Origin of the sequence: Chryseobacterium sp. FH2 (assembly GCF_001045455.1) — a bacterium.
Lineage (GTDB): Bacteria > Bacteroidota > Bacteroidia > Flavobacteriales > Weeksellaceae > Chryseobacterium.
Genome location: NZ_LFNE01000001.1, coordinates 453,742 through 465,554, shown reverse-complemented (window position 1 = coordinate 465,554; position 11,813 = coordinate 453,742). Strand labels below are relative to the sequence as shown.

At 35.0% G+C, this 11,813-nt stretch carries 9 protein-coding genes; 7 read left to right on the top strand and 2 right to left on the bottom strand.

Features of this window, described 5'->3' with window-relative positions; genetic code table 11:
• Nucleotides 1-3: 3 nt before the first annotated feature.
• Complete coding sequence (locus tag ACM39_RS02300) at nucleotides 4-1,239, bottom strand: OmpP1/FadL family transporter (RefSeq protein ID WP_048509382.1); 1,236 nt, start codon at nucleotides 1,237-1,239, stop codon at nucleotides 4-6.
• A gap of 275 nt (nucleotides 1,240-1,514) precedes the next feature.
• On the opposite strand from ACM39_RS02300, the gene ACM39_RS02295 reads away from it, so the two are divergent.
• The 6 genes from ACM39_RS02295 to ACM39_RS02270 all read left to right on the top strand — a co-directional run bounded on the left by ACM39_RS02295 (nucleotide 1,515) and on the right by ACM39_RS02270 (nucleotide 9,690).
• Entirely contained in the window at nucleotides 1,515-2,948 is a 1,434-nt protein-coding gene (locus tag ACM39_RS02295; protein ID WP_048509381.1) for a stage 0 sporulation family protein, read from the top strand.
• Nucleotides 2,941-3,405: a gliding motility lipoprotein GldH gene (locus ACM39_RS02290; protein WP_048509380.1), complete on the top strand. Its 465-nt coding sequence runs from the start codon at nucleotides 2,941-2,943 to the stop codon at nucleotides 3,403-3,405. Before ACM39_RS02295 ends, ACM39_RS02290 begins: the two co-directional genes overlap by 8 nt.
• A gap of 6 nt (nucleotides 3,406-3,411) precedes the next feature.
• Nucleotides 3,412-5,787, top strand: a complete 2,376-nt coding sequence (locus ACM39_RS02285; RefSeq protein WP_048509379.1) for a transglycosylase domain-containing protein — start codon at nucleotides 3,412-3,414, stop codon at nucleotides 5,785-5,787.
• Between the two features lie 74 nt (nucleotides 5,788-5,861).
• The gene (locus ACM39_RS02280) at nucleotides 5,862-7,403 is read left to right on the top strand and encodes a protein adenylyltransferase SelO (RefSeq protein ID WP_048509378.1); all 1,542 of its coding nucleotides are present in this window, start codon (nucleotides 5,862-5,864) and stop codon (nucleotides 7,401-7,403) included.
• 86 nt (nucleotides 7,404-7,489) lie between these two features.
• A complete protein-coding gene (locus tag ACM39_RS02275; RefSeq protein WP_082140502.1) occupies nucleotides 7,490-8,341 on the top strand; it encodes a T9SS-dependent choice-of-anchor J family protein in 852 nt (283 codons plus the stop codon).
• 74 nt (nucleotides 8,342-8,415) lie between these two features.
• Complete coding sequence (locus ACM39_RS02270; RefSeq protein ID WP_048509376.1) at nucleotides 8,416-9,690, top strand: DUF6080 domain-containing protein; 1,275 nt, start codon at nucleotides 8,416-8,418, stop codon at nucleotides 9,688-9,690.
• Nucleotides 9,691-9,730: 40 nt separating this feature from the next.
• On the opposite strand, the gene ACM39_RS02265 is transcribed toward ACM39_RS02270, so the two are convergent.
• Complete coding sequence (locus ACM39_RS02265; protein WP_048509375.1) at nucleotides 9,731-10,267, bottom strand: SPOR domain-containing protein; 537 nt, start codon at nucleotides 10,265-10,267, stop codon at nucleotides 9,731-9,733.
• 182 nt (nucleotides 10,268-10,449) lie between these two features.
• Here ACM39_RS02265 and ACM39_RS02260 point away from each other — a divergent pair, with 182 nt between their 5' ends.
• Nucleotides 10,450-11,811 carry a c-type cytochrome gene (locus ACM39_RS02260; protein ID WP_048509374.1) on the top strand — a complete coding sequence of 454 codons (1,362 nt, stop codon included), beginning with the start codon at nucleotides 10,450-10,452 and terminating at the stop codon, nucleotides 11,809-11,811.
• The last annotated feature ends 2 nt before the right edge of the window (nucleotides 11,812-11,813 follow it).

Below are 11,813 nucleotides of genomic sequence, written 5' to 3'. Positions count from 1 at the left end.
CAATTAAAAAGGATTATAAGATAAACCTAGACCTACATAAAATGCCGTAGCTGTAGACTGTCCGTAGAAACCAAGGTAACTATTTTTCACGTCCCTTGCCTGAGGCATCGCATATCCCCCTGCAATATCAACTCCGAATTGTTTTAGTTTAAATCCAACTCCTCCTGTTATTACATAAGTATTATACGAAGGTGTTTCCGGAATAAAGTTTTCATCAGTATATGGAGATTCATCGTAATAAGCACCAAGACGACCATAGATCATATCTGTAAACGCATATTGAGTTCCCAATCTGAATGTTTTTGAATTCTTAAAGTTTTTAGGAGAAACAGAAACCGTAGGATCTGCAGGCTGATTTCCAACCGGAGCTTTAGCAAAATCCAACGTTAACTGCCCGTATCTTTCCCATCCATGATAGTTGAAGTCCGCAGAAACCAACCATTTGGGAGTAATCTTGTAAGTTAAACCAACTGTATATTCTTCTACCAAAGGTAACGTTGCAGAGAAATTATCCTGTCCTGATGCATCCAGCCCTAACAATGGATAAATAGTAGATGTTGGGAAGCTGAAAGAAGCCTTTCCGTCCTTAGCTTTCATATCAACAGGCGAACGGTAAGCAACACTTACATCGAGTTTTGGATCGGGTCTGAAATAGAAACCAAAGCCATATCCATGTCCGCTTGCTTTACTGTCAAGATTAAGTTCACCACCAAATTGCGTAATAGCCTTATCCCATTTCACGTCTCCTCTTGCATAAATATAACTTGCACCAAAAGCAAACCAGTCATTAAATTTATAGGAAATCATCGGCTGGAAATAGAAGCTCTTAAGCTCTAGCTTTTGTACCATTTCTTTTCCTTCCCAATCAGATGGATATTTGATTGTACTACCAAAAGGTGTAGAAAAACTAAAACCAATTGATAATTTATCTACAGGCCTGTAAGCAATCGCAGCATACAGAGGAGTTCCAATAGGGTTATCCGTTTCTGTGCTTTGCAGGGTATTTGTATTTTGGAAAGTTACTTTATTACCTGCTGCAAAACCTCCTACAGCTATACTCAGTTTCGAAGGGATGAATGACATACCCGCCGGGTTAAAAAATGCCACACTCGCATCTTCGGCATGTGCACTTGTATGTGCCATTGCCAATTGTCTTACCCCTTGCAAAGATACTCTAAAGCCTCCTGCGTAAGATAAAACACCCGCCAATAATGCAGTTGATACTAAGATTTTTTTCATAGACTATTATTATATAACCCAAATATAAAATTATTTTAGTTACATCTGTTAATAAATCTTAAATTTTTAAACAATATAAAGAAAGAAAATTATGTTTAAAATAACACTTTACTATAAATCAACCTTAAATATGTAATTACTAGTCAATTAATAAATTTCCTATCCACCATCTTATTTCTTGTTTAATATTAAACAATGATGTTTACGAATATTTGATTAATTTAGAATTACATAAAGATAAAAATCTCTAAATTTGCAAATTAAATATATAATATATGAGTTGTGGATGTAAAACATCCGGCGATTCTGCACATTCTTGCGGACCCAAGAAAACCGCGAATGGCTGTGAAAATGTAAATACCTGTGGTAATAGTTATAAATTAAGTGTTTTCGACTGGCTTTCAAACATCAGTAATCCTGCCCAAAACAGGTGTGATTTTGTGGAAGTTAGATTTAAAAATGACAGAAAATCGTTTTTTAAAAACGTAAATAATATTCCATTACACATAGGTAGTGTAGTAACAGTAGAATCAAGTCCCGGACATGATGTAGGTGTGGTAAGTCTCACCGGCGAATTAGTAAAAATTCAGATGAAAAAGAAGAAATTTTCTGAAGAATTGGCACTAAAAATATACAGGCAAGCCAACCAGAAAGATCTTGAAGTTTGGCAGGAAGCCAGAAAAAAAGAAGATAGCGTAAAGATAGAGGCCCGAAAAATAGCTCACAAACTGAATCTTGAAATGAAGATTACAGATGTTGAATATCAAGGAGACGCCTCAAAAGTTACGTTTTATTATACTGCAGACAATCGTGTAGATTTCAGACAGTTGATTAAAGAATATGCAGGAACATTCCGTACTAAGATCGATATGAAACAAATCGGCTTCAGGCAGGAAGCTGCAAAAGTTGGAGGTATCGGCTCTTGCGGAAGAGAACTTTGTTGCTCTACCTGGTTAACGGATTTCAGATCTGTCAATACCAATGTTGCAAGATATCAGCAATTGAGTATCAACCCTCAAAAATTGGCAGGGCAGTGCGGTAAGCTTAAATGTTGTCTTAATTATGAATTAGACAGTTATCTGGATGCGCTAAGCAATTTCCCTTCTTCTTCAACGATGTTGGACACAGAAAAAGGAAGGGCTTTTTGTATTAAAATTGACGTTTTTAAAAAGAAAATGTGGTTTGCTTACGTTGACAGCTCTATGGCGTGGTATGATTTTGACATTGATTTAGTTAAAAAATTAATCGCTAAAAATAAAAGAGGTGAAAGAACGTTGCCTCTTGAGGATTTGAAACAACCTGATACACCTTTACAAACTATTGATTTGATTCAGGAAAATAATGTTGACAGATTCGAGAAGAAAAACAGAGGTTTCAATAAAAACAAGAATCAAAACAGACCAAATAATAATCAAAATGGTCAGAACCAAAGTCAGGGACCAAGAAAAAACAGACCGGAAAGACCAGAAAGAAACGAAACCCCTGACAGATCAGAAAGATCTGAGAGACAGGAAAAAACAGTAAATCAGAACCCGAATGCTAATTCTAATAACAAACCGAGACATCAAAAGTCTCATCACCAACAGCCAAAAGCTCAGTTAGAAAAAGCAGACGTTACACCTTCTGATTCTGACAAAAAGCCTCAGCAAAATCCGAACAAGAAAAAATTCAAAAAGAAATTTCCTCCAAAAAAAGACAACAATGCGTAAACTTTTAGGATTATTTACCCTTATCCTTTTCTTTGGCTGCAACTCTTCTTCAGAAGGAGAAGTCATCATGAATTCCGTTGATAGCAAATGGAATAAGAAAAGTGAACAAAAATTTAATCTTGAAATTTCAGATCCGCAAAATCCTAAAAACATTATATTTGTTGTAAGAAATAACAATAATTATCCTTATAGTAATATCAGGTTTATTGTAAATTTCACCAATTTTCAAAGTAAGAAAAAGGAAACCGATACAATGAATTATATTCTTGCAAAACCAAACGGTGAATGGCTTGGTACAGGATTTGGTGACACGAAGGAAACTTTGTTTCAGTATAAACTGAACTATAAATTTCCGGCAAAAGGGAAATATGAAATCGGCTTGATACAAGCAATGAGAAATGACATCCTCCCGGGAATTGAAGACATTGGAGTAAAAATAGAAACGGCAAAACCGTAACCATAAATGGAAGAAAACAGACAAAAAACAGGAAGCAAGGGAAAAACATTCCCCCTTCCTCCCAAAAAAAAGAAGACTATCTGGAAAAGGTGGGTAACATTTATCTGGATTGGGCTCATTGCGTTAGTTTTAGGAATTTCAGGACTTTTCTTCGCTGTTTCTCAAGGTTTTCTTGGGGAAATGCCTGATGTAAAGGAACTTGAAAATCCAGACATCTACGTGGCCTCTGAAATTTATTCTTCTGATGGGATTTTATTAGGAAAGTTTGAAAAGGAAAAAACACAACCTATTACCTATAAAGATCTTCCTCCGTTTCTGGTATATGCTTTACAGGCTAAAGAAGATGAACGCTTCAAAGAACACTCCGGAATCGATTTACAATCTATCGCCAGAGCAGTTGCTTATGGAGGCGGACGAGGCGGGGGCTCTACAATTACCCAGCAGTTGGCAAAACTACTTTTTACCGGTAGTGCTTCTCAGAACAAATTTCAGAGAGCCTTCCAGAAACTGAAAGAATGGGTGGTGGCCGTAAGTCTTGAAAAAAGATATACCAAAGAAGAAATTGTAACCTTATATTTCAACAAGTTTGACTTTTTATACAATGCAAACGGAGTTGAAATGGCTTCAAGAATCTATTTTAACAAAAAAACATCCGACCTTACTTTACCGGAAGCTGCAATGTTTGTTGCCATGCTTGAAAATCCGGTAAAAAACAACCCAATGAGAAATGCTGAAAAGGCTAAAGCCAGAAGGGATGTTGTTTTGGATCAAATGCTAAAAACCGGATACATCGATCAGACAACTTTTGATAAAGCTGTTGGAACACCTATTACATTAGATTATCATCCAATCAAAAATATTAGTGATGACTACTCCGCATATTATAAGTTTTACTTAAAGAAGGAAATTGACACTTACCTTAAAGATTACGAAAAGCAAACCGGTAAAAAATTAAACCTATATAAAGACGGATTAAAGATATATGTAACTCTTGATTCTAAAATGCAGAAATATGCCGAAGAGGCAATCAAGGAGCACTTAACAGATCTTCAAAGACGATTTGATGCAGAACAGAGAGGCAGAAAAACCAGACCTTTTTATTATTTGACAAACAAGCAGATTAATGATGTAATGACCCAGGCTATGAAAAGAACCGGACGTTACAAACAATTGAAAGCTGCGGGGGTTTCGGAAGATTCAATTTTATTGGAATTCCACAAACCGATCAAAACATCACGTTTTACTTGGAGCGGAGAAGAAGAAGTTGAAATGTCGCCTTGGGATTCTATCAGATATCACAAACAGATTGCTCAGGCAGGTTTGATGTCTATGGTTCCCGGAACAGGTGAAATTAAAGCCTGGGTTGGTGGTATTGACTGGCAACACTTCCAGTATGACCACATCAAGCAAGGAAAAAGACAGGTTGGTTCAACGTTCAAACCTTTCGTATATGCTACTGCAATTATGAAATTAGGAATGACACCCTGCTCAACAGTCTCAAACGGAACCTATGATCATAAAGGATGGCATGTTCCCGGAAGAGGGGGAATGCTAACCTTAAAAGATGGTTTAGCACATTCTCAGAACCCGATTGCGGCTCGTCTTATCGAAATGACAGGTGTGGATGCCGTAATTCAAACTGCAAGAGATTTAGGAGTGACGGAAGACATTCCAAGAAACAATACAATTGCTTTAGGTTCGTCAGACATTACAATTTTCGAAATGCTTGGAGCTTACAGTACTTTTGCCAATTATGGAAATCACAATAAACCGGAAATGATCTGGAGAATTGAAGATGCCAATGGCAGAGTAATCAAAGAAGTAAATGTAGAGCCTAAAGAAGTAATGAACCCGTTATATGCTTATACCATGATTGAATTAATGAAAGGTGTTGCACAATACGGAACCGCTTCCGGAGAGCTTGGAAGAAGAGGAATTTCAAAAGCCGTGGAAATAGCAGCTAAAACAGGTACAACTCAGAATAACTCCGATGGCTGGTTCATGGGAATTACTCCAAAACTGGCAACAGGAGCTTGGGTAGGCTGGGAAGACAGAGCCACTCACTTCTTAGGAACAGGTGAAGGACAAGGTGCTAAAATGGCTTTACCAATCTGGGCGATTTACATGAAGAAAGTCTGGGCTGATAAAAGTTTAGGAATTTCACCTGATGACAAATTCACAAAACCATCAGAATGGAAAGACGGCTGTTCAGATCTAAAAGGAATTGGCGGAGGTTATGGTGACGACGGAGGCCTTCAGACAATTGACGAAATCAAAAATCCAAGACCTGTAGAACCTAGTACTCCAAAAAATCCAGGTAAAAAAGATGAGAATGTAAATGAAAATCTCAACACTTCTGAAGAAGTAGATTTTAATAAATAAATTCTCTTTTAGAAATATATCAGACCTTTCAAACAATTTGGGAGGTCTTTTTTTATTATTAGTATCTTTGATTTATGAATATTGAAAATATCAAACAACCATTTATAAAGATATTTCCCGGTGACTTTTCCGGAAATCTTATGCAGCGAACCACTCCAAAAGTTTTATTTTCGACGGTTTTACCTGCCGGCTTTGAGCATCCGGAACTAATTGTTTTTAATGAAAAACTTTCAGAAGAAATAGGCTTAGGAAAATTTGAAGAACAAGATCTTGATTTTTTGGTAGGAAGTAATCTTCCTGAGAATATTCAAACCTATTCTACAGCTTACGCAGGCCATCAATTCGGAAACTGGGCAGGCCAGTTGGGAGACGGAAGAGCAATTCTTGCCGGAGAAATTATAAACAGTTTAGGCCAGAAAACAGAAATCCAATGGAAAGGTGCGGGAGCAACTCCTTATTCCAGACATGCAGACGGAAGAGCTGTGCTGAGGTCCTCGGTTAGAGAATATTTGATGAGTGAAGCTATGTTTCATTTAGGGATTCCTACTACCCGGGCATTAAGTTTAGCTTTTACCGGAGAAAATGTTGTGAGAGACATTATGTATAACGGGAACCCTCAAGAAGAAAAAGGAGCTGTAGTGATAAGAACAGCAGAAACCTTTCTTCGTTTTGGTCATTATGAATTAATCTCTGCCCAGAAAGAGCATAAAACATTACAGGATTTAGTAGATTTTACCATTGAAAACTATTTTCCCGAAATAGAATCTGAAGGGATTCAGAAATATAAAGATTTTTTTGAAAGAGTTTGTAAAAAAACAGCTGACTTGATGGTTGAATGGTTTAGAGTTGGCTTTGTACATGGAGTGATGAACACCGATAATATCTCAATTCTCGGATTAACTATTGATTATGGTCCTTATTCAATGATGGATGAATATGATTTAAATTTCACTCCAAACACGACAGATTTACCCGGAAGAAGATATGCTTTCGGAAAGCAAGGGCAAATCTCTCAATGGAATCTTTGGCAATTGGCAAATGCATTACACTTAATTATTCAGGATGAGCAGTTTTTAGAAAAAACGTTAAATGAATTTGGAGATTATTTTTGGAACGCTCATGACAATATGCTTTGCAGAAAATTTGGTTTTGATCAACTTTTAGAAAGTGACGAGGAATTTTTCACAAATTGGCAAGGTCTTATGCAGGAATTACAGCTAGATTACACTTTATTCTTTAACCAGCTTGAAAAATTTGATGATAAAATTGATTTAAAATTCCAGTTTGAGAATGTGTCTTACATTATTTTGGACAGTGAAAAAGTATCTAAGATTAAAAACTTTATCAAAACCTATAATAAAAGGCTTGAGAAGAATATAATTTCAAACAAAGAGTCAATTGAACTTATGACAAAGACAAATCCGAAATTCATCTTGAGAAATTATTTACTTTTTGAATGTATTGAAGAAATTAACATTGGAAAAACTGAATTATTTGAAAAGCTAATAAAGGCACTGCAAAATCCTTATCAGGAAATTTATCCTGAGTTTTCTGTGAAAAGACCGTCAAAATATAATGATATTGCAGGATGTTCGATGCTTTCTTGCAGCTCGTAAATTACGAAATATCCATATTTTTATAATTTATATTATTTTTTCAGCATAGTTTTTATTTTTTTCTTACTTTTATAAAAAAATTTGTCATGAAGAAAATTCTACTTTCATTAACACTTCTATCATGTTTTTTAGGCAATGCACAAACGTTATTGTCTGAAAACTTCGAAGGAACTACTTTCCCTCCAACAGGATGGACAAGATCCTCTACTGTTAGCACAAGACCTTGGGACTTTACTACTGTAAATTTCAATGCTGCCGGCCAAGCTGAATACACTATTGCGGGCGCAAAATCGGCTTCTGTAAATTGGACCGCTTCTGCAAATACGGCAAATTTAGTCAGTCCTTCATTCAGTTTAGTAGGAGCAACGAGCCCTGTATTAAAATTTAAAGCGGTTGTTGGATATTCTTACATGATTGCTGGTGATTATGGTGATTTATTCGCTCAGATTTCAACTGATGGTGGTGCATCTTGGACGACACTATGGAATGAAGATGACGAACCCGGATTTATAGACGATGGAGACGGGGATCCAGACACAGATCTTTACAATCAAAACATTGTCCCAGTACAAGTTAGCTTAACTCCATATATAGGACAAGCAAATGTTCAAATTAGATTTCGCTACGTAGCAACAGATGCAGACATCGTTTCAATTGATGATGTAGAAGTGCTTGCATCTAGCACTACCCTTTCTACAAATGAAATCTCAAAAGCAAAATCTTCTACAGTCATTTATCCTAACCCAACAAAAGGAGAAATCAACATTAAAACAGACAAAAAAGTAAGATCAACTACAATTGCAGACATGACTGGTAGATCTTTACTAAAAACAGATTCTGAGAAAGCCGATTTATCGTCTCTTCCAAAAGGAACTTACCTGATTAAAGTTGAGTTTAGTGACGGAACAATAACTTCAGAAAAAGTAATCAAACAATAATTACATTATCATAATGTTTAGAACTCACCACTCTTGGTGAGTTTTTTTATTTTATTTTTGCAAAAATTCTAAAAGTGTCTTTTAAATCAAAACTTTATAACTTTTTCAAACTCATCATACCCTCATCATACCCGGAGTTGGCTGTATTTGTTTTTTTTCTTATTACTTATGGTATTTTAGGATGGTATATAGCTCTTGATTATCGAATCATTTTTGATGACAGGATTCCTTGGGATGCCTATTTCAGTTTTGATAACAAAGCTATTGTAATGACGGGTGGCAGCTTCGAAAGACATCCTCTATCCTATTATTTCTTTAATTGGATAAGAGAAATTGCTTTATTCATTTCAGATGGAAAAACAAACGCTGTATTTCGATTAACATTAGCTTGGTTTAGTAATTTGGCCATAAGTTTAAGTATCCTTCAGGTTTTTAAATATTTAAAAAATATAATCAGATTACCAAATTCTATAAGTCTTCTAATTATCCTGTTTTTTGGAATCTTTTCAACAAATATTCTACTTTCTTTCACCCCGGAAAATTTTACTTATACGTTCTTTTTATTGACTATGTATAATTATTATGTTGCAATAAAAATTAAAAAGAACAAAATAATCCCTGCAATTCCACTTGCTTTAGCCGGCATTACGATTGGCGGACTCACTATAACCAACATTCTAAAAGTATTTATCCCTGTTTTTTTTGAAAAAGATTTATTTAAAAGTTGGAAGAGATTTGGAAATGCAGTTTTGAGAGTTTCATTTACCTGCCTCTGCTTTATTTTATTGTATTTAAATAGAATTGACTTTAAATACAAGACTATTTTCAGCAAGACCAGCGAGCAATATGAAAAATTTTCAAATGTAAAAACAACTCCCACTTGGGACATGATTTTATCTTATTTTTTTGGCGGGAACGTTCTTTTTTCAGATTTTATTATCCGAAATAAACATAATATGAAAGGCTTTTACTTTAAAGCTCTGCTTATGGATGTTTATTCTTCCTGGATCCCTTATATTTTTATTGCTGTTTTATTGATATTAATTTGTTGGAGTTATCTTAGAAATTTTAAGAATAAATTAGTCCAGATATTGATGATTTCTTTCGTTGTGGATATTATTGTTCATTGTATCCTGAAGTTTGGTTTACACACTTCTTTTATTTATGGAGGGCATTTCGTTTTTGTATATCCGTTATCAATCGGTTGGCTGTTCTATTCATATAAATCATCACCGAAAATACTATCATTTTTAACTGTTGTCACGGGTATTTTATTTGTTTATTTAGTCCTTAATAATTACTTGAGAATAACAGAATTCTTTTGGTTTTTACATCAATATTATCAATAAAAAAAGCTGAGGAATTCCTCAGCTTTTTTTATTGATAATATTATTTTGCTTCTGCACAGAAAATCCTGTATTGAACAGCGATTGCAGATTTAAAGTATTCTTTGATTTTAGATAAATCTGAAGCAGCACTTTGCTTTGTAAAATAACTTCCAGCTAAGATTTTATAATTTGGTCTCAGAGAAGCATCTGTTTCAACTTTAAGATTCGGGAATCTTCTCCTGAAATAAGACTTCACTTCATTAGCTTCTTCATTACTTTTCACGGTTGTGATTTGTATTTTAAATCCTAAAATTCTAGGATTTTTCCTGCAAATTTCAGCATTTGTAAGTTCCCTATTCGGAACATATATTTTTGCAGGTTTTGTATAAACATCTTCATCATTATCTCTGACTACATTATTGGTCGTAACTCTTGAACATTTATCTTCTAAACTTCCCAATGCAGTATCTACCTTAGAATCCATAGATATGATAAGTTCTGTTCCGGCCAGTGTATCTCTTTTCACAACCTGCTGTGCATCAATATTATAAAACCCCAATAAAGATAACACAGAAAATATTTTGATTAAATTTTTCATTTAAACTTGTTTCCGCAAATTTATACAAAAATTAAAAATTACACCAAACAAGGTTATTTAGAATAATTACAAATTAAACTTAAATGATATTTCCCCTTTCTATATGCCGTTAAATTCCTGTTAAAAATATTATTTTTGCGGAATTGATTGGTTCAATATTTTACTAACATAAGATAATTTAAATGATTAGTTGGAGAAAGCATTATAGACAAACGTTGATCGCAATAGGCTTATTGCTATCAACCAGTGCTTCAATTTACGGGCAAGACGGCGATCCTAAGAATGGAGAAAAACTTTTCAAGGCAAATTGTACGGCATGTCACGCTTTAGACAAACAAGTTGTAGGACCACCTTTGAAGGGTGTAGTAGAACGAGTAAAGACTGAAGGTGGTGTTGACAAAGATTGGCTTCATAAGTGGATTAAGGACAACAAGGCTCTTAGAGCTTCTGGAGACAAATACGCCAATGAGATTTTCGAAAAATTCAATAAAACTGAGATGCAAGTCTTTCCAAATCTTACAGATAAGGATATTGATGACATCTTAGCATTTACAACTAATCCTCCAGAGCCAGCTCCTGCTGCAGATCCTAAAAAGGAAACCGCAACAGATGCTACATCGGCTGCTCCTGCAAACAATACTACAACAAGTGTAGTAATCATCTCACTTTTAGCAATTGCTGCTTTATTAGTTTGGATTTTAATTAAACTAAGACAATTAGTGAAATTAGGCCAATCTGAAGATTTAGCAGGACTTAATGAGACAAGAGTAAAATCTTTCAGTGAAATTTATCAAAAATACCATTATATAGGTAAAGGATTAATCGCAATCTTAGCTTTATTAGCAACTTATGGAATTTGGAACTGGGTAATGTGGATCGGAGTTTACAAAGGATATAAGCCAGAGCAACCTATCTATTTCTCACACAAAATTCACGCCGGAGAACAAAAGATTGATTGTCAACTTTGTCACTCCAGTGCTAAATATGGCAAAGTATCTGAAATTCCTTCTATGAACGTTTGTATGAACTGTCACAGAACAATTTCTGAATACAATGCAGAACACTACATGGAGCCAGGAAAAGACAAGGCATTCTACGATGGAGAAATCCAGAAGATATATGCTGCAACTGGTTGGGATCCTGAAAAACAACAATATACAGGAAAAACGCAGCCGGTAGAATGGACCAGAATCCACAATATGCCAGACTTCGTGTACTTCAACCACTCTCAACACGTTGTTGCAGGTGAGCAAGCAATTATTAATTCTTTCAATAAGAAAAACCCTACAAACAAAATTGATGTTGTATGTAAAGCTTGCCACGGAAAAATTGACACAATGAATGTTGTTCAAATGGCAAATGACTTCACAATGGGATGGTGTATTGAGTGTCACAGAACTACAGAAGTTGATATGAACAACGGTTATAATAAAGAATACTTCAAGAATCTACATGACAAGCTTAAAAAGCAATACCCTAAAGATGGTGGTAAGATTACTGTAGATGCAATTGGAGGTCTTGAGTGTGGTAAATGTCATTATTAATA

What these genes read in the sequence shown, in the direction of transcription:
- ACM39_RS02260 (WP_048509374.1), top strand. Translation starts at nt 10,450, where the DNA reads ATGATTAGTTGGAGAAAGCATTATAGACAAACGTTGATCGCAATAGGC.
- ACM39_RS02300 (WP_048509382.1), bottom strand. Translation starts at nt 1,239, where the DNA reads ATGAAAAAAATCTTAGTATCAACTGCATTATTGGCGGGTGTTTTATCT.
- ACM39_RS02290 (WP_048509380.1), top strand. Translation starts at nt 2,941, where the DNA reads ATGCGTAAACTTTTAGGATTATTTACCCTTATCCTTTTCTTTGGCTGC.
- ACM39_RS02265 (WP_048509375.1), bottom strand. Translation starts at nt 10,267, where the DNA reads ATGAAAAATTTAATCAAAATATTTTCTGTGTTATCTTTATTGGGGTTT.
- ACM39_RS02280 (WP_048509378.1), top strand. Translation starts at nt 5,862, where the DNA reads ATGAATATTGAAAATATCAAACAACCATTTATAAAGATATTTCCCGGT.
- ACM39_RS02275 (WP_082140502.1), top strand. Translation starts at nt 7,490, where the DNA reads ATGAAGAAAATTCTACTTTCATTAACACTTCTATCATGTTTTTTAGGC.
- ACM39_RS02285 (WP_048509379.1), top strand. Translation starts at nt 3,412, where the DNA reads ATGGAAGAAAACAGACAAAAAACAGGAAGCAAGGGAAAAACATTCCCC.
- ACM39_RS02295 (WP_048509381.1), top strand. Translation starts at nt 1,515, where the DNA reads ATGAGTTGTGGATGTAAAACATCCGGCGATTCTGCACATTCTTGCGGA.